General features: G+C 58.8%; 16 protein-coding genes. 15 read left to right on the top strand and 1 reads right to left on the bottom strand.

Annotated elements, in window-relative coordinates; all coding sequences use genetic code 11:
* Positions 1 to 209: 209 nt before the first annotated feature.
* The 13 genes from PseAD21_RS13710 (at position 210) to PseAD21_RS13650 (ending at position 17,445) form a co-directional block, all read left to right on the top strand.
* Positions 210 to 572 (top strand): response regulator, encoded by a 363-nt coding sequence (locus PseAD21_RS13710; RefSeq protein ID WP_102356153.1) that lies wholly within the window; start codon positions 210 to 212, stop codon positions 570 to 572.
* Between the two features lie 164 nt (positions 573 to 736).
* On the top strand, positions 737 to 4,492 hold the full coding sequence (locus tag PseAD21_RS13705) for a hypothetical protein (protein ID WP_102356152.1): 3,756 nt from the start codon (positions 737 to 739) through the stop codon (positions 4,490 to 4,492).
* A 100-nt stretch (positions 4,493 to 4,592) separates the two neighbouring features.
* Positions 4,593 to 5,885, top strand: coding sequence for a glycosyltransferase (locus PseAD21_RS13700; protein ID WP_102356151.1), 1,293 nt, complete (start codon positions 4,593 to 4,595; stop codon positions 5,883 to 5,885).
* A 147-nt stretch (positions 5,886 to 6,032) separates the two neighbouring features.
* Positions 6,033 to 6,902 carry a phospholipase gene (locus PseAD21_RS13695; RefSeq protein ID WP_102356150.1) on the top strand — a complete coding sequence of 290 codons (870 nt, stop codon included), beginning with the start codon at positions 6,033 to 6,035 and terminating at the stop codon, positions 6,900 to 6,902.
* A gap of 67 nt (positions 6,903 to 6,969) precedes the next feature.
* Positions 6,970 to 7,875: an AraC family transcriptional regulator gene (locus tag PseAD21_RS13690; protein WP_102356149.1), complete on the top strand. Its 906-nt coding sequence runs from the start codon at positions 6,970 to 6,972 to the stop codon at positions 7,873 to 7,875.
* 333 nt (positions 7,876 to 8,208) lie between these two features.
* Complete coding sequence (locus PseAD21_RS13685) at positions 8,209 to 9,519, top strand: sugar ABC transporter substrate-binding protein (RefSeq protein ID WP_102356148.1); 1,311 nt, start codon at positions 8,209 to 8,211, stop codon at positions 9,517 to 9,519.
* 153 nt (positions 9,520 to 9,672) lie between these two features.
* A complete protein-coding gene (locus tag PseAD21_RS13680; protein WP_102356201.1) occupies positions 9,673 to 10,599 on the top strand; it encodes a carbohydrate ABC transporter permease in 927 nt (308 codons plus the stop codon).
* Between the two features lie 8 nt (positions 10,600 to 10,607).
* Positions 10,608 to 11,438, top strand: coding sequence for a carbohydrate ABC transporter permease (locus PseAD21_RS13675; RefSeq protein ID WP_034154211.1), 831 nt, complete (start codon positions 10,608 to 10,610; stop codon positions 11,436 to 11,438).
* Positions 11,439 to 11,603: 165 nt separating this feature from the next.
* On the top strand, positions 11,604 to 12,707 hold the full coding sequence (locus tag PseAD21_RS13670) for an ABC transporter ATP-binding protein (protein WP_102356147.1): 1,104 nt from the start codon (positions 11,604 to 11,606) through the stop codon (positions 12,705 to 12,707).
* A 17-nt stretch (positions 12,708 to 12,724) separates the two neighbouring features.
* Positions 12,725 to 14,197 (top strand): mannitol dehydrogenase family protein, encoded by a 1,473-nt coding sequence (locus PseAD21_RS13665; protein ID WP_102356146.1) that lies wholly within the window; start codon positions 12,725 to 12,727, stop codon positions 14,195 to 14,197.
* A 135-nt stretch (positions 14,198 to 14,332) separates the two neighbouring features.
* Positions 14,333 to 15,829 carry a xylulokinase gene (xylB, locus tag PseAD21_RS13660; protein ID WP_102356145.1) on the top strand — a complete coding sequence of 499 codons (1,497 nt, stop codon included), beginning with the start codon at positions 14,333 to 14,335 and terminating at the stop codon, positions 15,827 to 15,829.
* Positions 15,830 to 15,842: 13 nt separating this feature from the next.
* Positions 15,843 to 16,781, top strand: a complete 939-nt coding sequence (locus PseAD21_RS13655) for a carbohydrate kinase (RefSeq protein ID WP_102356144.1) — start codon at positions 15,843 to 15,845, stop codon at positions 16,779 to 16,781.
* Positions 16,782 to 16,824: 43 nt separating this feature from the next.
* On the top strand, positions 16,825 to 17,445 hold the full coding sequence (locus PseAD21_RS13650) for a hypothetical protein (protein WP_102356143.1): 621 nt from the start codon (positions 16,825 to 16,827) through the stop codon (positions 17,443 to 17,445).
* Positions 17,446 to 17,586: 141 nt separating this feature from the next.
* Here PseAD21_RS13650 and PseAD21_RS13645 read toward each other — a convergent pair whose 3' ends face one another.
* Positions 17,587 to 18,888: an OprD family porin gene (locus PseAD21_RS13645; protein WP_102356142.1), complete on the bottom strand. Its 1,302-nt coding sequence runs from the start codon at positions 18,886 to 18,888 to the stop codon at positions 17,587 to 17,589.
* Between the two features lie 374 nt (positions 18,889 to 19,262).
* Between PseAD21_RS13645 and PseAD21_RS13640 the strand changes: the two genes are divergently transcribed.
* Complete coding sequence (locus PseAD21_RS13640; RefSeq protein ID WP_102356141.1) at positions 19,263 to 21,311, top strand: type VI secretion system tip protein VgrG; 2,049 nt, start codon at positions 19,263 to 19,265, stop codon at positions 21,309 to 21,311.
* Positions 21,302 to 22,159: a DUF4123 domain-containing protein gene (locus PseAD21_RS13635; RefSeq protein ID WP_102356140.1), complete on the top strand. Its 858-nt coding sequence runs from the start codon at positions 21,302 to 21,304 to the stop codon at positions 22,157 to 22,159. The genes PseAD21_RS13640 and PseAD21_RS13635 overlap by 10 nt, the downstream gene beginning before the upstream one ends.
* Positions 22,160 to 22,182 lie beyond the last annotated feature (23 nt).

Here is a 22,182-nt window from a genome sequence, read left to right as displayed (position 1 = left end):
ATGGATCCATTTTTCTCACTGCTTTGGCGGCAATTTCCTACATTTGCTGCGCTTGCCGATCCACCAACAGTTATCCTTGCCGCGCCGATTGCAGCTAATCTTTTTTGCATCCATCGGGGAACTTGTGGCCATGCGCCACTTACTCATGCAAGAGCCCGGCATTTTCGACCGGCCGAGACCCCCGCATTCCTTTCTTGAGAGCCTTCACTATGTCCATCCCAGCGCCCACCATCCTAGTAGTTGAAGACGACAACATCGTGCGCATGCTCATCGTCGATGTGCTGGAGGAGCTGGAGTTCAATGTGCTGGAGGCAAACGACAGCGAGCCGGCACTGGCGATTCTCGCAGACTCGAGCAAGTCAATCGATTTGATGATGACCGACTTCGGCCTGCCAGGCATGGACGGTCGTGAACTGGCCGGCAAAGCCCGGGAACTGCGCCCCGCCCTGCCCATCCTGTTCGCCAGCGGTTACGCTGAAAACATCGACGTACCCGCGGACATGCACGTGATCGGCAAACCGTTTTCGATCGATCAACTGCGTGACAAAGTAAAACAGGTTCTGGGCAACTAAAGTGCGCTCTACGCAACAGCGCCCGGCCACCACAACTTCAAACCTCACTCGACAGCAACAACTTAGCCATTAGAGCAACAGCCTTACACACTCTATAAGTTGTCGTTCAAAAAGCCCTCGCCTAGATTCGCATCACTTTCAACCAAGCCTCAAATGGATTTGACATGAGTGATGCGAATTTCAACAACTTTGAAAAGTTGCTATCCCGACCTTTCACCCCTACCCCCTTTGAAGACAAAAGCCATTCCGGTGACGCAGGTGAACGCCTGGAAGTCATTTACAAGCTAAAGCAACGCACGGCCCACATTGCGTCTGACGGTTCGATAAATCTCGATGGCACGAGCCTTACGCTCGAGGCCGGATCAACGCTTCATCAAGCGCTCCAGCCGGGTATTGCCAGTTTGAAAAAACTCGAAGAGAAACCCGAATTCCAGGCGTTTCTGGCCAAACTCAGGCTGACTGGCTATTCCGCAATACAGGTGACCGGGCAAGGCGAAATCATTATTGAAGTTGCAGGCCGTCGCCAGCGTTTCAGCAGCGCAGCCCTGCCGAATGCCGACTTGAACGAGGACGTTGCTGTATTGGTTGAAATGGCAACTTTGACCGGAGGCACGATCACTTCCGGTGATCGCGGCGAACTACTGCAGTGGTTGAAGTTCCATCGTTACAATATTCCGCAGACCGGTGCAGACGCCCAAATGCTCCTTGGTTTCCTGCAACTTGAATATCCCGCAAGTCCACCGAGCGGTAATTACCGGGAAATGCTCTTGGCAACTGCTGACAGTGCTGCCCAGTTGTCCCCGGAGCAGTGCGTACAGATTCGGGCACTGACCAAACGCTACACGGGTGGTGAATCCCTGTTGGAGACGCTGTCGGATGCAGTGGTCGGCGGGCGCAACTTCCCTTTCCAGCGCACAGAAGCGAATGATGTTCTGCACAAGATCGTATCGAGTCCGATCGGAGTTGTTTGGGCCAAGGCCTACATCAAGGATCTGGCCTGGTACGGCGCCCGTGAAAATGAGCCGATGGCCGATGAACAACTGCATCAGATGCTGTTGACGGCAGTGCTGCTGGACTTGCACCCAAGCATCGAAGCACCGGAGCCGCGCAACCATACTCTGGGTTTTAATCTCTACTGCGCCGACCATATCGAACAATCCTTTGCCTTCGTCCAGACACAGCTGGAAAAGCATCTGCTCGAATACCATCGTATCTCTCAGCAGAATGTGGCGCTGGCCGCGCACTTGCTGCTGGCGGGCACGGCACCGGAGTTTCTGGTGCGTGATCTGCCTGCCAGCGTGTTACTGGGTACACCACAGTGGGTGGATTTCTGCCGCGCCGTCGCCGTCGTCGAGATCAACGCCCCGGGCTCTTCGCGTACCGTCACGTATGCCCGACTCCAGCAATTAATGAAGTACGGTTCTGTCAGCGAACCGCAACAGACCCTCAATGCACTAGCCGCAGTGGATCCCGTTATCGACTGGGCGTTACTCAACAGCATTGTCACGATGGACGAGGTCAACGCGTCCACCCAGCAGGCCCTGGAAGCCGCGTTGGCCGCCTACGATCGCTACTCGCAACAGGCCGCTGAAACGGCGCAAGCCTTGTCCGTGCCTCTGCCAACGCGCAAAGCCGTCGCACGAAGCATTCTCGAATTTGCCGCGCCGGATTGTGATTATCTGGACGAGAACGAGCTCTACCAAAAAAGAAATTTTTCCTATCAGGACGCCAATGTCGAGCCATTGGCGATGTCTCTGGTTGATCTGCACATGTCCAACGACCTGGCGACAGGCGACTGGGACTTGAAACGCGCAGGCAGTGTCTACACACAATTTGCCCACATGCAATCGCGCCTCGCACCACCGGACGGGGTGTTTCAACTGCAGTTCAACCGCGCTTATGTCACTTACACCGATTCAATGGCAACGCAGCTGAAACTGACACTGTCGTCCTTGCCGCTGATTGATCGCACGCGGCTGCTGCGGGGCAAGGTGAGCTGTTTCACCTTACGGCCATCAGTCGCCTCACCCGGACTGCTGGATCCTATCGCGACAATCATCTCCCCGCCCGGCGGTCTGCGTGACCTGATTTTTCTGGAGAACCAGAAAGACAAGGATGCCGCGACAGGTCGCTATGGCGTGGTGATGTGCAGCGAGTACGAGCACCAGCTTTATTGCTACGAGTTGTTCACGTTGCACGGGGAATGCCGGGAAAACCCGCAACTGGCCGAGTTGATCAAGGACAAAGGCCTTCTAAAACTGCCGGCGCGTGAATATTTTTTTGACAGCATGACCCGCAACTTCACGCCCGAACCGGTTTACCAACTGCCTACAGATCTGGAGTGCTATACCCACGGTGTCCCACCCGGCCTCGTTTCGTCCAGCCAGGGGGTGATTGAAAAGCTCACGGTGCTGGCCGCCATTACTGGCGCTGACGACCTCAAGAGCAAGGGCTATTACCAGTGTTTCTACGCCGGGGAGTTTGACCGGCTTGCCAACCTTGTGCTGAAACATCGGCCCATCGCCACCTACGATGAACTGGTCAAGGAATGCTGGGGGCAAACCCGGCTCGAGAAACGTCGTCAGGACCGCGAGGAGCAATTCGATACGTTTCTCAACATCGTCGTGCCTTTCAAATCCTGCATTGAAGACCTCCGTTCGGACGATCCGGATCGGCGACGCGAAGGCCTGGGTATGTGCGTGATCGAGACCGCCATGACGCTCTTGCTGGTGGTCGGGATGGTGGCCAGAATCGCGCTGATTGCTGCCAAGGCCGGAACGACCGCCGCAAAGTCCGCCCGAATGGCGAAAGCGGGCATATTGTTGCTCAACGGCCTGTTCAATCCCGTTGACGGTGTGCCTGATTTACTGCGCGGCGGCGCCAAGCTGCTTTATCGGGGCGTCCACCGTTTTCACAACACCACCACACTGTTAACCACTGTTTCCGACTTGCGCAAGCTGACCGGGGGCGCACCGTATGGTGGCCTGCGCACGGTGGTCGATCCTGGACTGATTCGCCTTGGAAAATGGCGTCAGACGCCCGACGCGGCAGACCTTTTCAACATTTGGGGGATTCGCCACAACGAACAATGGTATGCACTCAGTCGTCACGGAAAACCCTGGGGGCCGACGCTCCACCACTTCAAGCCGCACAAGCTATGGCACCTGTTCAACCTGGATAAGTTGATGCCGGCCAGCTACACCCGGAAACTGCTCAAGGACGCCCTGCCGGTTTCCCGAAACAAAATTGACACTGCAATCCAGGCGCTGACCGATCCGAGCTTTACAACAGATTCGGGTCAGGTGGTGAAAATGCTTTTGGGCGATAACTCGGTACAGGGCAGAAACAAACTGCTGGGCCATCTTCAAGACGTCAAAAGAGACATCGCCAAAGTCACCCCGGAAAACTTTTTCATAGAAAAAGTGGAAGACAACACGATCGCCGCCTTGAGCCCGGAACTCTATAAAGAGTGGATGAATCTGCCGTCAGGCGAGGCGAGCAGAAAAAAGTTCATGGTTGTCTATACGGACATGTTCAATAAGCAGTTCCGCACCGAGGGCTACAGTCATGAAGTGCTGGCTGACGACCTGATACATGAGCTGTTTCACGGAGCACCCGACACGTTTGACCACGCCTATGCCCATACTCCCGTGTCCGGCCGCCAGGGAAACTATCAACGACTGAACGTCAAAGACCTGCTCAATCTGGCGTCGGGGCATATCAAGGACGCCTCCACACTCAAGACGGTGAAGCCTTTCGATAATGCCGAGTCATTTATGCTGACCACCTCTTTGCTCAACCAACTGACCAAGGAGCCGGAGATGTATCGGCAGAACATGATCGCAATGCAAAAAGCACTGGAAAGAAGCAAAAATCACAAGATCGACTGGGAAGTGCTGCTGCGCCTCAACCCGGTTTGACCCATTGTCGGTGCCGCGATCCTTGCGCGGCACCGGCAAGCGGTGTGGTTTAATTGCGCTTTTTTCCAGGCCCCGCGCCCGCGTATCAAGGATCCACATCATGAGTCAGCTCCCTGCCACCAAAGTTCTGGTCATCGGTTACGTGTGGCCGGAACCCAGGTCCTCGGCCGCCAGCGGGCATGTCATGCAGATTCTCGAAACGTTCCTGCAACAAGGCTGGGACATCACCTTCAGCAGCCCCGCCGGTCCCGGCGAACACAAGGCTGACCTGACCGAGCTGGGCATCTGCGAAGTACCGATAGAACTCAACAGCAGCAGCTTCGACGCTTTCGTCAGTGAACTGGCCCCGGATATCGTATTGTTCGACCAGTTCATGATGGAAGAACAGTTCGGCTGGCGCGTCGAGAAACATTGCCCGAATGCCCTGCGGGTACTGGAGACATCCGACCTGCAAAGCCTGCGACACGCCCGTCACCAGCGGCTCAAGGAGCGCTTGAAGCACGATCCCGACAACCAGGATTTCACCGCGTTGTTCGCGCCGGCGTTGCGTGAGGAATTCGAATTGATGGCCGACAGCGACTTGGCCAAGCGGGAAATCGCTGCGCTGTATCGCTGCGACTTGAATCTGATGATTTCCGAAGTGGAAATCCAGTTGCTGGTCGAGCAGTTCCGGGTCCCCCGCGATCTGCTGCACTGGTGCCCGCTGATGCTCGAACCACCGCGCGGGAACTTTGTGCCATTCGAGGACCGGGCGCACTTTCTGAGCATCGGAAATTTCCGCCACGCGCCGAACTGGGACGCCGTACTGTGGATGAAGACGGCTGTCTGGCCGCTCATCCGCCAGCAATTGCCCGGTGCCCAACTACATGTCTACGGCGCTTACACGCCCCCCAAGGCCACGGCGTTGTACAATGCGGCGCAGGGCTTTCACGTGATGAACTGGGCCGAAGACGCGCTGCAAGTGATGTCGCAAGCCCGGGTTTGCCTGGCGCCCTTGCGTTTCGGCGCAGGGATCAAGGGCAAAATCGTCGATGCCATGCTCTGTGGCACCCCCAACGTCACGACTCCCATCGGCGCGGAAGGCATGGGCGGTGCACTGCCATGGCCCGGTGACGTGGCACTGTCAGCCCAGGCGCTGGCCGATGCGGCAGTCAAACTGCACGAAGACAAGTTGCGCTGGACGGGTGCGCAACAGGCTGGCATCGATTTGTTGAACGAGCGGTATCGGCAGCGTATCCATGGGCCGGCATTGATCGAACGTTTGCAGGATTGCCGCGACAACTTGTCAGCGCTGCGGCGCAACAACTTTACTGGCGGCATGTTGCGCCATCATTTGCATAAAAGCACGCAGTACATGTCGCAATGGATCGAAGCGAAAAACCAGACAAACTAATTATTTATAATTGCAAAAGTACATCGCCAATACTTTGAAAAGAGTATTGCCTTGCACTTGTTTCCACTGCAGCCAAGAATGTTTTCGACCTGATCCCATTATTTAACTGATCAGCGACAACTCAACTTATCTGCAACGGAATGCACCATGAATAACTACCCTTACAAAAACTGGATGAGCACTTCGCCCTACATTGAACAACTGACTCTCGGCGAATTGGTCTGGCCCGGAGCCCATAATTCCGGGCTGGATCACGATTTCTCCTATCCGACGTACCTGCAGCTCCCCACTCATTGGTTTGTCTGCCAGGATGGTCCTTTCATTCAGCAACTCAGCGAAGGCATCCGTGCTTTCGACTTGCGCCTGCATTCGGATGAACATTGGCTGGGGGTAAAAAAATTCCATACATTCCATGGCTATAAACTGTTACGCGGGCGCTCGCTCAGTGAACTTCTAAAAAGCCTGGAAGTATTCCTCAATGACAATCGGGACGAGTTCATTGTGTTGGACTTTCATGAGCTCAAGGGGGTCAACGACGAGCCATTTGATTACAAGGGTTTCCATGAAGTGATCATGACTGAACTGGCGCCGCGACTCATTCCCCAAGACAACCGCCACCTGACACTTGAGCAACTTAAACGAACCAGTGCGTTACAGCGAGTGGTGCTGGCAAGTGATTGGCATCCCCAGTTCAATTCACCGCTGTACTGGCCGAAGATCCGCCATGAATGGAGCGGCTCGGACATCACCTCTACCGAGCAACTGCAGCAACACATTTCGCGAACGCTGGCCAACCCACCGGCAACCGGCAACCTGTGGTCGCTGTCGGCCACCAGCTACGGCGAGTTGGCCGGCGTCAAGCGCATCACCAACGAACTCAATCAATGGTTTGGTCCGGAATCGGGATGGGCGCCGAAGTGCAGCATTATCAATGCCGACTTCGTCGGTGCCACTCGGCTGGCCGACTATTGCCAACAGATCAACCACTCCAAAGGACTGAGGAAAGCCCGCGGCTGAGGCGCTGGAACTGTCGATGGGGGGCGTGCATGATGAGCATCTGACATAACGACAGAACGCATCGGACATGACTCGGGCAACCAGAATCACGGACCCCTCCTACGAGCTGATGGACGACCATAACGGGTTGTCCATCATCTACCGTCAGCACGGTTTCCCCTGCCCGCTGGTGCGCTGGCATTTCCACAAGGAATACGAACTGCACCTGATTGTTGCCAGTTCCGGCAAGGTGTTCATCGGCGACTACATCGGCAACTTCTATCCGCAATCGCTGTTCCTCACCGGCCCCAATCTGCCGCACAACTGGATCAGCCAGGTGGGCGAAGACGAGGTGGTGGAAAAGCGCGACATGCTGGTGAACTTCACTGACGAGTTGTTCGACAGCGGACATCAGGTGTTCGCCGAGCTCAAGACTCTGGCGCCATTGCTGGAGCGCGCGCAGTACGGCATCGAGTTTCGAGACAAAGACACAATCCATCAGGCCATGACCTTGATGCAACGAATTGCCGACACTCGCGGCATCACCCGGCTCGGACACTTTTTCATCCTGATGGAATTGTTGGCGGCAACTGACGATTATCAACTGCTGTCCGGCGCCACCAACACGCAACTGGCCGACGAGCACAACATCGACCGCACCAACCGCGCCGTCGATTTCATCTTCACCCATTACGCCCGGGAACTGACGCTGGAAGAAGTCGCCGAGCATCTGGGAATGACGCCGACCTATTTCAGCCGCGTGTTCAAACAGGCCACTGGGCGTAACTTCATCGAGTTCGTCAATCGCCTGCGCATCAGCAAATCCTGCGAACTGCTCGCCGACGGCAACAAACCGGTGACCGACGTGTGTTTCGAGTCGGGGTTCAACAACATCTCCAATTTCAATCGACGCTTTCTGCAACTCAAGGGCATGACGCCGTCGCACTATCGACGCCTGGCGGTGCAACGCCTGACCGAGCAGAACCACAACTGACAACAGCCCCCCCCTGTAGGAGTGAGCCTGCTCGCGAAGGCGGAGGATCAGTTGACAAATATGTCGCTGACACACCGTATTCGCGAGCAGGCTCACTCTTACAGTCTTGGATGAAACCTGTACACATTCGCCAACCTTTCCCCGCTGAAAAGCCCTTCCCTGCGTTTATCCCGACAATCCACAGTGCAAAAAAGTATTGTTTTTAGTGCGACGGATGATTTGTCAGTCTGTCGATTGAGGGCTGTAATCAGCACACATTCTTCCTGCATTCGGAAGACACAAAAACAATAACTGTCCTTCTGCCACCCGCCGGGTGCAGAAAAGGAGTGCACGATGCAACCCATTGCAAAAGCTCTGCTTGCCCTCACCTGCATGACCCTCAGCAGCGTCAGCCTTGGCGCCCAGACCCTGACCATCGCCACCGTCAACAACAGCGACATGATCCGCATGCAAAAGCTCTCGAAAACCTTCGAGACCGAGCATCCGGACATCAAACTCAATTGGGTGGTGCTGGAAGAAAACGTCCTGCGCCAGCGCCTGACCACCGACATCGCCACCCAGGGTGGTCAGTTCGACGTATTGACCATCGGCATGTACGAAGCGGCACTCTGGGGTGCCAAGGGCTGGCTGGAACCGATGAAGGATCTGCCGGCCAGTTACGCCCTCGACGATGTGTTCCCGTCGGTACGCGAAGGCCTGTCGGTCAAAGGCTCGCTGTACGCCCTGCCGTTTTACGCCGAAAGCTCGATCACCTACTACCGCACCGACCTGTTCAAGGATGCCGGGCTGACCATGCCCGAGCGCCCGACCTGGGAGCAGATCGCCGGCTTCGCCGAGAAGCTCACCAACAAAGATAAAGAGCAGTACGGCATCTGCCTGCGCGGCAAGGCCGGTTGGGGCGAGAACATGGCGCTGATCACCACCGTGGCCAACGCCTATGGCGCGCGTTGGTTCGATGAGAAATGGCAGCCGGAATTCAACGGTCCCGAGTGGAAGAACGCGCTGAACTTTTATGTCGACACCATGAAAAAATCCGGCCCGCCGGGCGCCTCCAGCAACGGCTTCAACGAGAACCTGGCGCTGTTCAACAGCGGCAAATGCGCGATCTGGGTCGACGCCAGCGTCGCCGGCTCGTTCGTGACCGACAAGACTCAGAGCAAGGTCGCCGATCACGTCGGCTTCACCTTCGCGCCGCATCAGGTCACCGATAAAGGTTCGGCATGGCTTTACTCGTGGGCATTGGCGATTCCGACCAGTTCCAAGGCCAAGGACGCCGCGAAAGCATTCAGCGCCTGGGCCACGTCCAAAGAGTACGGCGAACTGGTGGCCAAGACTGACGGCATTGCCAATGTGCCGCCGGGCACCCGCGCCTCGACCTACAGCGACGCCTACATGGCGGCCGCGCCGTTCGCCAAGGTCACGCTGGAGTCGCTCAAGGCCGCTGACCCGAGCAAACCGACGCTGAAACCAGTGCCCTACATCGGCATTCAACTGGTGACCATCCCTGAGTTCCAGGGCGTGGGTACTCAGGTCGGCAAGCTGTTCTCGGCGGCACTGATCGGCCAGACCACGGTCGATCAAGCCCTGGCCGCCGCACAGCAAACCACCGAACGCGAGATGAAGCGCGCCGGTTATCCCAAGTAACCCGCAAAGCTCGCTCCTGCCTTCTGTGGGAACGGGCTTGCTCGCGAAGGCGTCGTGTCAGCCAATACACATGACACTGACCCACCGCTTTCGCGAGCAAGCCCGCTCCCACAGGGGATCTCCATAGGTCTGTATGACTCGGTTGTGATTGCCATGAATACTTCAACTGCCAAAGCCCACATCGACCTGTCCCGGCCCCAGCGCAAAAACCGCGTGGCCAATCCCGGCTGGTTTCTGGTCAGCCCTTCGGTGGCCCTGTTGCTGCTGTGGATGATCGTGCCATTGGGCATGACCATTTACTTTTCGATGATTCGCTACAACCTGCTCGATCCGGGTGTGAACGAATTCGTCGGGCTGGAGAACTTCACCTACTTCCTCACCGACTCGGGCTTCCTGCCCGGCGCCACCAATACCCTGTTGCTGGTCGGCAGCGTGCTGCTGATCAGCATCGTGTTCGGCGTGCTGATCAGCGCGTTGCTCGAGGCCAGTGAGTTTCTCGGCCGCGGCATCGTGCGGGTGATGCTGATCTCGCCATTCTTCATCATGCCCACCGTGGGAGCGCTGATCTGGAAGAACCTGATTTTCCATCCGGTTTCGGGAATCCTCGCTTACGTCTGGCGGCTGTTCGGCGCCGACCCGGTGGACTGGCTGGCGCACTACCCGCTGCTGTCGATCATCATCATTGTTTCGTGGCAATGGCTGCCCTTCGCGATCCTGATCCTGATGACGGCCATGCAGTCCCTCGATCAGGAACAGAAAGAGGCCGCACGCCTGGACGGTGCTGGGCCGATCGCGATCTTCTGGCACCTGACCCTGCCGCACCTGGCACGACCGATTGCCGTGGTGGTGATGATCGAAACGATCTTCCTGCTGTCGGTGTTCGCCGAGATTTTCACCACCACCAACGGCGGCCCCGGTTACGCCTCGACCAACCTCGCCTACCTGATCTACAACCAGGCGCTGGTGCAGTTCGACGTCGGCATGGCTTCGGCGGGCGGCTTGATTGCCGTGGTCATCGCCAACATCGCCGCGATCATTCTGGTGCGGATGATCGGCAAAAACCTGACTGACAAAGCCTGAGGCCTGCCATGACTCTTCAACAATCCCGCCGGCTGCAAAGCCTGCTGCTCGGCACCCTGGCCTGGGCCATCGCGATCGTGATTTTCTTCCCGATCTTCTGGATGGTAATGACCAGTTTCAAGACCGAAATCGACGCCTTCGCCACGCCGCCGCAATTCATCTTCACGCCAACGCTGGAAAACTACCTGCACATCAACGAGCGCAGCGACTACTTCAGTTTTGCCTGGAACTCGGTGGTGATCTCGTTCAGCGCTACAGCCCTGTGTCTGCTGATCGCGGTGCCCGCCGCCTACTCGATGGCGTTCTACGAAACCCAGCGCACCAAGGGCACGCTGCTGTGGATGCTCTCGACCAAGATGCTGCCGCCAGTGGGCGTGCTGATGCCGATCTACCTGCTGGCCAAGAGTTTCGGTCTGCTCGATACGCGCATCGCGTTGATTGTGATCTACACCCTGATCAACCTGCCGATCGTGGTCTGGATGGTTTACACCTACTTCAAGGACATCCCCAAAGACATCCTCGAAGCCGCCCGCCTCGACGGCGCCACCCTGTGGCAGGAAATGGTCCGCGTGCTGCTGCCGATCGCCAAGGGCGGCCTCGCCTCGACCGTGCTGCTGTCGCTGATCCTGTGCTGGAACGAGGCGTTCTGGTCGCTGAACCTGACCTCGTCGAAAGCCGCGCCACTGACCGCGCTGATCGCCTCGTACTCAAGTCCTGAAGGCTTGTTCTGGGCCAAATTGTCGGCGGTCTCGACCCTGGCCTGTGCGCCGATCCTGATCTTCGGCTGGATCAGCCAGAAACAACTGGTGCGCGGCCTCTCCTTTGGCGCGGTGAAATGAATCTCACCAACTCAACACAATCCCCTGCAGGAGTGAGCCTGCTCGCGATAGCGGAGTGTCATTCAACGGCGATGTCGGCTGACATGGCCCTATCGCGAGCAGGCTCACTCCTACAGAAAAGCCCGTCTGGCTCAAACGAATAACAACACCTGGAGGCCCATCATCATGGCCAACCTGAAAATCAACAATCTGCAAAAAGGCTTCGAAGGTTTCTCCATCATCAAGGGCATCGACCTTGAGGTGAACGACAAGGAATTCGTGGTCTTCGTCGGCCCGTCCGGCTGCGGCAAATCCACCCTGCTGCGGCTGATTGCCGGCCTGGAAGAAGTCAGCGGCGGCACCATCGAACTCGATGGCCGCGACATCACCGAAGTCAGCCCGGCCAAGCGCGATCTGGCGATGGTGTTTCAGACCTACGCGCTGTACCCGCACATGACCGTAAAGAAAAACATGTCGTTCGCCCTCGATCTGGCGGGTGTGCCAAAAGCCGAAGTCGAAAAGAAAGTCGGCGAAGCGGCGCGCATTCTCGAACTCGGGCCGATGCTGGAACGCAAGCCAAAACAACTGTCCGGCGGGCAGCGCCAACGTGTCGCCATCGGCCGGGCGATCGTGCGCAATCCGAAGATTTTCCTGTTCGACGAACCGCTGTCCAACCTCGACGCCGCGCTGCGGGTGCAGATGCGACTGGAGCTGCTGCGCCTGCACAAGGACCTGCAGGCAACCATGATCTACGTGACCCACGATCAGGTCGAAGCAATGACCATGGCTGACAAGGTCGTGGTGCTCAATGGCGGCAAGATCGAGCAGGTCGGCTCGCCGCTTGACCTCTATCACAACCCGGCCAACCTGTTCGTCGCCGGTTTCCTAGGCACACCAAAAATGGGTTTCCTCAAGGGCAGGATCGCCCGGGTCGACGGCCAGAGCTGCGAAGTGTCGCTGGACGCCGGAACGCGCATCACCCTGCCGTTCAACGCCGCCAATCTGAGCGTCGGCAGCGCCGTGACCCTGGGCATTCGCCCGGAGCATCTGGAACTGGCGCAACCGGGCGACTGTACCCTGCAAGTCACCGCCGACGTCAGCGAACGCCTCGGCAGCGACACCTTCTGCCACGTCACCACCAACGCCGGCGAAGCCCTGACCATGCGTGTACGCGGTGCCCTCGGGAGCCGCTATGGCGAGCAACTGAACCTGCACCTGGACGCCAGCCATTGCCACCTGTTCGACGCCGACGGCGTGGCGCTGACCCGCCCGCTGCGCGCGGCGGCCTGAATTTCGAGACTTGCCCGATGAAACTGAACAGACACAACCTGCATCGCCTCGCTCCCGAGGTGCAACTGCCGGCCTACAGCCTCAGCGACACCCGCCAGGGCATCGCACACATTGGCGTCGGCGGCTTCCACCGCGCGCATCAGGCGTATTACACCGATGCGCTGATGAACACCGGTCAGGCTCTGGACTGGGCCATTTGCGGTGTCGGCCTGCGCGCTGAAGACCGCCGTGCCCGTGACGATCTCAAAGAGCAGGACTACCTGTTCACCCTGTTCGAACTCGGCGACAGCGATGACACCGAAGTACGGGTGATCGGCGCGATTCGCGACATGCTCCTGGCCGAGGATGGCGCACAGGCGCTGATCGACAAACTCGCCGATCCGCAGATCCGCATCGTCTCGCTGACCATCACCGAGGGCGGTTACTGCATCGATGACAGCAACGGCGAATTCATGGCGCACTTGCCGCAGATCCTGCACGATCTGGCGAACCCGGGCGCACCGACAACCGTATTCGGTTTCCTCTGCTCGGCACTGGAGAAACGCCGCGGCGCAGGCACTCCGGCGTTCACGATCATGTCCTGCGATAACCTGCCACACAACGGCGCAGTGACCCGCAAGGCACTACTCGCTTTCGCGACCCTGCGTGATAAAGGGCTGCGCGACTGGATTGAGCAGAACGTCAGTTTCCCCAACGCCATGGTCGACCGCATCACGCCGATGACCAGCACCGCGCATCGCCTGCAACTGGCCGACAAACACGCGGTGGACGACGCCTGGCCGGTGGTCTGCGAGCCGTTTGTGCAGTGGGTGCTGGAAGACAAATTCGTCAACGGTCGTCCGGCCTGGGAACAGGTCGGCGTGCAGTTCACCGATGACGTTTCGCCTTACGAAGAAATGAAGATCAAACTGCTCAACGGCAGCCACCTGGCCCTGACCTACCTGGGCTTTTTGAAGGGCTATCGCTTCGTCCACGAAACCATGAACGACCCGCTGTTCGTGCGCTACATGCGCGCCTACATGGACCTCGACGTCACCCCGCAACTGGCGCCGGTACCAGGCATTGATTTGACTGATTACAAAGACACGCTGGTGGCGCGATTTTCCAATCAGGCAATCGCCGATCAACTGGAGCGGGTGTGCTCGGACGGCTCGTCGAAGTTTCCCAAGTTCACCATTCCGACGATCAATCGCTTGATTGCCGACGGCCGTGAGACCAAACGCGCGGCGCTGGTGGTGGCGGCCTGGGCGCTGTATCTGAAGGGGGTGGATGAGAATGGTGATACCTATTCGATCCCGGATCCACGGGCGACGTTTTGTCAGGCGTTGGTGGCGGACGATGCTTTAATCACCCAACGGTTGTTGGCGGTCGAAGAGATTTTCGGCACGGCAATTCCACGTTCGGCGGAGTTTGTTGCGGCGTTCGAATGGTGCTGCGACAGTTTGCGCGAGGTGGGTGTGACGCGCACGTTGGAGCGGGTGTTGGCCTGAGTCCAGCGCTGAGACGACTGACGCCTTCGCGAGCAAGCCCGCTCCCACAGAGGAACGCATTTCAAAATGTGGGAGTGAGCCTGCTCGCGAATGGCAGCCTCACATTGGCAGACCTGACACCCTGAGGACCTCACTGTGACAACCCGACAACTCTTCCTCGGCATCGACTGCGGCACCCAGGGCACCAAGGCGATCATCCTCGATGCCGCCAGCGGTCAGGTGCTCGGTCAGGGCGCCGCCACGCACACAATGATCAGCGGCGCCAACGGCCGCCGCGAGCAAGACACCCAGCAATGGCTCGAAGCCTTCACCCTCGCCACCCGCCGCGCCTTGCTCGCGGCCAATATCGACGGCCAGTCGATCCTTGGCATCGGCGTCTCCGGCCAGCAACACGGCCTGGTACTGCTCGACGACCAGGGCCAGGTGCTGCGCCCGGCCAAGCTGTGGTGCGACACCGAAACCGCTGACGAAAACGACCGTCTGCTCAAACACCTGGGCGGTGAAAAAGGTTCGCTGGAGCGCCTCGGCGTGGTCATCGCGCCGGGCTACACCGTGTCGAAACTGCTGTGGACCAAAGAACAGCACCCGGCACTGTTCTCACGCATCGCACGCATCCTGCTGCCCCACGACTATCTGAACTTCTGGCTCACCGGCCGCGCCTGCAGCGAATACGGAGACGCCTCCGGCACCGGTTATTTCAACGTGCGCAGCCGTCAGTGGGACTTGCAACTGCTGCGCGACATCGACGCCACGGGGCGCCTGCAAGCGGCGTTGCCGGAGCTGGTCGACGCGCATCAGGCGGTCGGCACGCTGCTGCCGGCGATTGCCGAACAGCTCGGCCTCAACCCGAATGCGCTGGTTTCCAGCGGCGGTGGCGACAACATGCTGGGCGCGATCGGCACCGGCAACATTCAGCCGGGAGCGATTACCATGAGCCTCGGCTCCTCCGGCACGGTGTACGCCTACGCCGAGGCGCCGAAGGTCAGCCCGGATGCGTCGGTCGCGACGTTCTGCTCTTCCAGCGGTGGCTGGCTGCCGCTGATCTGCACCATGAACCTGACCAACGCCACCGGGGCCATCCGCGAGCTGTTCGACCTCGATCTGCAACAGTTCAACGACCTCGTCGCCCAGGCGCCCATCGGCGCCGAAGGCGTGAGCATGCTGCCGTTCCTCAATGGTGAACGCGTCCCCGCCCTGCCCCATGCCACCGGCAGCCTGCACGGGCTGACCCTGAGCAACCTGACCCAGGCCAATCTGTGTCGTGCCGCGGTCGAGGGTACGACCTTCGGTTTGCGTTATGGACTGGATCTGTTGCGCCACAATGGTTTACAAAGCCGCAGCATTTGCCTGATCGGCGGCGGCTCGAAAAGTGCGGTGTGGCGGCAGATCGTTGCCGACATCATGAACACCCCGGTGATCTGCACCGAGCAAAGCGAAGCCGCAGCCCTTGGCGCAGCGATTCAGGCAGCGTGGTGCAAGTCATGGTCGAACGGTCACGAAGACAGCCTTTCGACCCTGTGCGAACGCTGCGTGAAGCTCGACCTGAGCAGTGAAACCCTGCCGGTTGCCGCCAATGTCGCGGCGTTCCAGCAGGTCTATGAACGCTATCAACAGCATGTCGCAACCCTATAAAGAGCAAACAATTATGTATTTGGTGTGTGGCGAAGCCCTGTTCGATTTCTTCAGCGAAGACGATGCCAGCGGTCTGGCCTCAAAAGTGAATTTCAAGGCGATTGCCGGCGGCTCGCCGTTCAACGTCGCCGTCGGTTTGCGCCGCTTGGGTGTGGATTCAGCGCTGTTTGCCGGGCTGTCCACGGATTACCTGGGCCGGCGTTTGCAGCAAGTGCTGCGCGAAGAAGGTGTGCGCCCGGACTATCTGCTGGACTTCGCCGCGCCGACCACCCTGGCGATGGTCGCGGTCGGCGCCAATGGTTCGCCGCATTACAGCTTTCGCGGTGAAGGCTGTGCCGATCGCCAGTTGAGCGTTGCGCATCTGCCGGAGCTTGGCGCGGACGTGCGCGGATTGCACATCGGCTCGTTCTCGCTGGTGGTGCAACCGATTGCCGACACCCTGCTGACCCTGGTGCAACGCGAAAGCGGCAAGCGCCTGATCACCCTCGACCCCAACGTGCGCCTCAACCCCGAGCCGAACATCAACCTGTGGCGCGAGCGCGTGGCGACCCTGGTGCAACTGGCCGACATGATCAAGGTCAGCGATGAAGACCTGAGCCTGCTGTATCCCGAGCAAGACCCACAACGGGTCATCGAAGGCTGGCTGCAGCATCGCTGCCAGGTGGTGTTCCTGACCCGTGGCGGTGCAGGCGCGACCGCGTTCAGCCGCGCGCATGGTTCGTGGTCGGTGCCGGCGTGCTCGGTGAAAATCGCCGATACCGTCGGCGCCGGCGATACCTTCCAGGCCGCGTTGATCACCTGGCTGACCGAGCAAGACCTGGACTCGGTTGAAGGTGTGCAACAACTCAGCCGCGAGCAGATCGACGCAATGCTCAGGTTTGCCGTACAGGCGGCCGCCCTTACGTGCAGCAAGACCGGTCCGGATTTACCCTATCGTCACCAGTTGAACTGAGCGCGTAGACTGTCGCCCTTTTTGCGCGCATGGGGATGACAGTTTGATTTCGGGGCGGACGGCGGGACTTTTGATACTGGCGGGATTACTCAGCGGTTGCGGCACCTCGCCGCCGCGATCGCCTGAAGACATCTGCGAAATCTTCCGCGAGAAAAGCGATTGGTACGACGCCGCGCAAGTCACGCAGAAGCGCTGGGGCGTACCGATCCAGGTGCCCTTCGCGATCATGTATCAGGAGTCCGGCTACCGCTACGACGCCAAGACGCCGCGCAAATACCTGTTGTGGGTGATCCCGTGGGGTCGGGTCACGACGGCGTCGGGATACGCTCAGGCCAAGGATGAAGTCTGGTCCGATTATCAGAAAAGCACCGGCAGACACGGCGCCGACCGCGAAGACTTCGACGATGCCATCGACTTCGTCGGCTGGTACATGGACAAGACCACCTCGATCAACGGCGTGTACAAGTACGACGCCTATAACCAGTACCTCAACTACCACGAAGGCTGGGGCGGTTTCCGCAACAAGACCTACGCCAGCAAGGCCTGGCTGATGCCGACTGCACGCAAGGTACAGGTGCGGTCCGACGTGTATGCGCGGCAGTATGCCGGGTGCAAGGAAGACCTGAATCGGGGCTTCTGGAGCCGGTTCTGGCATTGGTTGTAGCGGTGGCTTTCGGACCCAATCGCGAGCAGGCTCACTCCTACAAAGGGATTTTGGTAGACGCGAATAGCGTGTTCGCCATCGATCCCTGTAGGAGTGAGCCTGCTCGCGATAGCGGTCTCCCAGGCGCCACAACTCTAAGGGTTACAACACCGAAAAGTTGTAACTCACAATCAACCGGGTCTCATCCACATCCCGCGCAAACTTTTCATAGTTGGTGCGGTAAGTCGCATTACGCAGACGCAAGCTGACATCCTTGAACGTGCCCGTCTGGATCACGTACTTCAGCTCGCTGTCGCGTTCCCACTCTTTGCCTTCCTGATCGCTGCCCGGGACCTTGATGTGGTCACCGTTCACATAACGGGTCAGGAAGCTCAGGCCGTTGATGCCGATGGCCTTGAAGTCATAGTCGTAACGCAGCTGCCAGGAACGCTCCTGCGCCGCGGCGAAGTCGTTGACCTGCACGTAGTTGACCAGATACGGATTGCTGCCATCGAGGTACGGCATCGAGTTGTCGCCGTTCATGCGCTGCCAGCCGGCGCTGAAGGTGTGGCCACTGATGCCGTACGAGAGCATGCCGCTCAAGGCGCGGTTGTCGATGGAGCCGGCACGCTCAGCGCCGCTGTCGGCACTCTTGATCAAACGCAGGTCAGCCTTCAATACGCCGTCGCCCAACGGCTGATTGCCCAGCAAACCGATGAAGTGCTGACGGTAAATATCTTCCAGCTCCGCGTAGTGATACTGCGTGGTCAGGCGATCGTTGATCTTGTAGTCCAAGCCGTACATGTCGAAATGATCGGCGGTGGTGTTACAGGCGTAGCGCTTGTTCTTGCAGTGCACGCGGATGTCTTGCGAATCGGTGGAATCGCGCGCGGTGTACTTGTCCAGACGCGCGGCCATGAAGGTCAGATCCTTGACCTCTTTGGAGGTCAGCATGGCGCCGTTGAACATGGTCGGCAGCAAACGACCGTCGTTGTACTTGAGCAGCGGCAGATCCGGCAGCAACGCGCCGTACTTCAGCACCGTGTCCGAGACTTTGACCTTGGCGGTCAGGCCCATTTTCGCGTACTGGCCCTTCGAGCCGCGCGGGTTCTCGCCGCTGGACGGCAGCAAGCCGCTGTTGCTGCGATCAGGGCTGGAATCGAGCTGAAAGCCGAGCATGCCCAGCGCATCGAGACCGAAGCCGACCGTGCCCTCGGTGTAGCCCGATTGCAGATTGAGAATGAAGCCCTGTGCCGACTCTTCACGCTTGGAAGCGCCCTGGTCGCTGGAGGTGTGCCCATCACGGAAATCGCGGTTGAAGTACACCGTGCGCGATTCGATTTTCGCCGTGGTGTCTTCGAGAAAACCACTGGCCTGAGCCTGCGCGGCAAAACCTGCGCACAGCACAACGGCTCCGAAGCCAAACGCCTGGCGCGGGGTGATGAGGGGAAATGGGGGACGCATGAAAAACTCCAACAGTACAGCGTTTGCGCCGGGGCGCAGTTAGCCAGAAAAATAGCTCCCGTCCCGGGTCAAAAACAGCCGGGAAGAAGTGGACACGCAGGGGTGAGGCGCAATGATGGCGGATGGCTTTGACGGGCTGAAGGCGACTTTAGTCTGAAACTGACCGATCATTCTTCAGCGCAGGGCTGGCCCGACCTGCGCGTTCGACACGCGTTCATGACGACGAAGTGCCCGGTTTCATTAGGCGAAATCGCCGATATAAGGGTTTTCCCTATGCCCTGCGGCCCCCGGCCCTACGGCATTTGCGCCTTGAACGAGGCGGTTTAATCCTCCATCATCCGTCACCTGCTTATTCAACGGACGGAATTCAAGGCATGCCGGACGCCAACGCTACCCACATTACCCTTACGCTCGAAGGCGCCTCCGCCGACCTGCAAGTGCTCAGCTTCACCGGTCGCGAAGCCCTCAACGAGCCTTTCCGTTTCGACCTCGAACTGGTCAGCGCCCGCCCCGACCTCAAACTCGAAGAGCTGCTGCACAAGCCCGGCGTGCTGACCTTCGGTGCCACCGGCGAGGGCAAGATCCACGGCCTGGTGTACCGCATCGAGCAAGGCGATTCCGGCAAGACCCTGACCCGTTACAGCATCAGCCTGGTGCCGCAACTGGCCTATCTGCGGCACAATCATGACCAGCAGATTTTCCAGAACCTCACCGTGCCGAAGATCATCGCCCAGGTCCTCGAAGATCGCGGCATTCTGGCCGACGCTTACAGCTTCCAGCTCAACGCCGAGTACCCGCAGCGCGATTACTGTGTGCAGTACGACGAGTCGGACCTGCACTTCATCCAGCGCCTGTGCGAAGAGGAAGGCATTCACTTCCACTTCCAGCACAGCAGCAGCGGGCACAAACTGGTGTTCGGCGACGACCAGACGGTGTTCCGCAAACTCAAGGCCGTGAGCTACCAGCAAGACTCCGGCATGAGCGCCGACAAACCAGTGATCAAGCGTTTCAACCTGCGCCTGGAAACCCGCACCACCCGCGTCAGCCGCCGTGATTACGACTTCGAAAAACCGAAGATCCTGCCCGAAGGCGCGGTCAAATCCGAGTTCGCCCCGGACCTCGAAGACTACGATTACCCCGGTCGCTTCACCACCCGCGAACGCGGCAAATTCCTCTCGACCCGCGCCCTTGAACGTCATCGCAGCGACTACAAACTCGCCGAAGGCAAAGGTGACGAACCGACCCTGACCAGCGGCCACTTCCTGACCCTGGCCGAACACCCGCGCGCTGAATGGAACGACCTGTGGCTGCTGCTGGAAGTCTTTCACGAAGGCAAACAACCGCAAGTGCTGGGCGAGAACGTCACCAGCGACGTTACCGACAACAAAAGCGATTTCCACCAGGGCTACCGCAACAGCTTCCTCGCCACGCCGTGGGATGCGCACTACCGCCCTGCCCTCGAACACCCGAAACCAAAAGTCCTCGGCAGCCAGACCGCCGTCGTCACCGGCCCGAAAGGTGAAGAAATCCACTGCGACCAGTACGGCCGCATCAAAGTCCAGTTCCACTGGGACCGCGACGGCCAAAGCGACGACAAAACCACCTGCTGGCTACGCGTCGCCAGCGGCTGGGCCGGCGCGGCCTACGGCGGCATCGCCATCCCGCGCATCGGCATGGAAGTACTCGTCACCTTCCTCGAAGGCGACCCCGACCAGCCACTCGTCACCGGCTGCCTGTACCACAAGGAAAACGTCGTCCCCTACGACCTGCCGGCGAACAAGACCCGCAGCACCTTCAAAACCCTCAGCTCCCCGGGCGGCAAGGGCTATAACGAGTTCCGCATCGAAGACAAAAAGGGCGTGGAGCAGATCTATATCCATGCTCAGCGCGACTGGGACGAGAACATCGAGCACGACCAGAAGATCCGCGTTGGGAATGAGCGGCATGACACGGTTGAAGCCAACACCCTGAGCGAGTTCAAGGTTGAGGAACACCGGATTACCCATCTGGATCGTGTCAGTGAGATGCGGGCGGATGATCACTTGACTGTTGCAGTCACCCAGCACCTCAAGGTGGGGACGGCACAATTCGTCGAAGCCGGCAGCGAAATCCATTACTACGCCGGCCAGAAGGTCGTGGTCGAAGGCGCAATGGAGTTGACCGCCAAAGCGGGCGGCAGCTTCGTCAAGGTCGACGCCGGTGGCGTGACCATCAGCGGCGCCGAGGTGAAGATCAACACCGGCGGCGCACCGGGCGTAGGTACGCCGGCAGCGCCATTGCTGCCGGGGCCGATGAAAGTGGCGGATGCGGATAAGGCGGGTAAAGCACCGCTACCCGCTCGTCTCAATGAATCAGGCATCACACCGCTGTGCGGCAAACAAAGCAACGGCGCTTGCAGCCGTAAGGATTGCACATGCATGTAAAAGCGCTGAGCGCTCTCTTGGCAGAGCCTCGCTACAACTTCCCGGATCTGCCGGCTGCAAGCGAATCGCTGTGCTTCATCATCGATCAGGGCCTCCAGCCGCAAGCCTTGAGCCGGCTCTATCGAGTCGGTGAACCCGTTGTTTCCCAGGGGCTGTTCTTCGGTACTGACTTCGCAGAGATTCCTGAGGGGCCATTGTGGTTGCTCGCCCCCAGAGGTAGCAAACTGGCCGCAGAAGCGACAAAACTTTGTGAGGAACACTTTTCGGGAATTGCAATCTCAACACCTGACCCGGAAAAAGCCCTGGCTCACGCACGCTGGCTCCTCAGAGCCAACGACGGTTCTGGAGGGCAGAGTTTGTTGAGCTACCACAAACCAAGCCTGTGGGCAGCATTGGCCTACACCGCCGATAAAACCTTTGATCAGTTACTGGGCTGCTGGAGCGCCGTTTACTCCCCCGCGCCAAAGAACTTCGGCGAGCAACGTGGTCCATGGTTGGCCTGGATAGCCAACAAAGAATCGACGTGGCCAGATGACAAAGCACTTTTCAACCTTCCGGAGGTAGCCGCGCAAGTTCAAGCGCGCCTCGGCTGGCTGTATTGGGTGGATGAGGAATACACAGCTTTTGAAGAGCCGAATGATGATCGTCTGAACGATATCGCCGACAACCTCGACCTTCTGCTCAAGAGCAACATCTATGAAGGTGATCACCTGCTCAAGCTTGGTCATGCCGTGAACGGCCCGCTGTTTGAAACACAACCGGAGATCATGGCGATCCTGCAATCAAAGGACGAGTCGTTTATCAAAGTAGATCGGCTCCTGGAATCAGCCGCCGTCGCCCAACGTTAACGGCGACGCGACAACAGAACGGA

Source organism: Pseudomonas sp. AD21, from assembly GCF_002878485.1.
Taxonomy (GTDB): Bacteria; Pseudomonadota; Gammaproteobacteria; order Pseudomonadales; family Pseudomonadaceae; genus Aquipseudomonas.
This window is presented reverse-complemented; position numbering and strand designations above follow the sequence as displayed.

What these genes read in the sequence shown, in the direction of transcription:
- PseAD21_RS13695 (WP_102356150.1), top strand. Translation starts at nt 6,033, where the DNA reads ATGAATAACTACCCTTACAAAAACTGGATGAGCACTTCGCCCTACATT.
- PseAD21_RS13710 (WP_102356153.1), top strand. Translation starts at nt 210, where the DNA reads ATGTCCATCCCAGCGCCCACCATCCTAGTAGTTGAAGACGACAACATC.
- PseAD21_RS13665 (WP_102356146.1), top strand. Translation starts at nt 12,725, where the DNA reads ATGAAACTGAACAGACACAACCTGCATCGCCTCGCTCCCGAGGTGCAA.
- PseAD21_RS13705 (WP_102356152.1), top strand. Translation starts at nt 737, where the DNA reads ATGAGTGATGCGAATTTCAACAACTTTGAAAAGTTGCTATCCCGACCT.
- PseAD21_RS13690 (WP_102356149.1), top strand. Translation starts at nt 6,970, where the DNA reads ATGACTCGGGCAACCAGAATCACGGACCCCTCCTACGAGCTGATGGAC.
- PseAD21_RS13675 (WP_034154211.1), top strand. Translation starts at nt 10,608, where the DNA reads ATGACTCTTCAACAATCCCGCCGGCTGCAAAGCCTGCTGCTCGGCACC.
- PseAD21_RS13655 (WP_102356144.1), top strand. Translation starts at nt 15,843, where the DNA reads ATGTATTTGGTGTGTGGCGAAGCCCTGTTCGATTTCTTCAGCGAAGAC.
- PseAD21_RS13635 (WP_102356140.1), top strand. Translation starts at nt 21,302, where the DNA reads ATGCATGTAAAAGCGCTGAGCGCTCTCTTGGCAGAGCCTCGCTACAAC.
- PseAD21_RS13680 (WP_102356201.1), top strand. Translation starts at nt 9,673, where the DNA reads ATGAATACTTCAACTGCCAAAGCCCACATCGACCTGTCCCGGCCCCAG.
- PseAD21_RS13670 (WP_102356147.1), top strand. Translation starts at nt 11,604, where the DNA reads ATGGCCAACCTGAAAATCAACAATCTGCAAAAAGGCTTCGAAGGTTTC.
- PseAD21_RS13640 (WP_102356141.1), top strand. Translation starts at nt 19,263, where the DNA reads ATGCCGGACGCCAACGCTACCCACATTACCCTTACGCTCGAAGGCGCC.
- PseAD21_RS13685 (WP_102356148.1), top strand. Translation starts at nt 8,209, where the DNA reads ATGCAACCCATTGCAAAAGCTCTGCTTGCCCTCACCTGCATGACCCTC.
- PseAD21_RS13645 (WP_102356142.1), bottom strand. Translation starts at nt 18,888, where the DNA reads ATGCGTCCCCCATTTCCCCTCATCACCCCGCGCCAGGCGTTTGGCTTC.
- PseAD21_RS13700 (WP_102356151.1), top strand. Translation starts at nt 4,593, where the DNA reads ATGAGTCAGCTCCCTGCCACCAAAGTTCTGGTCATCGGTTACGTGTGG.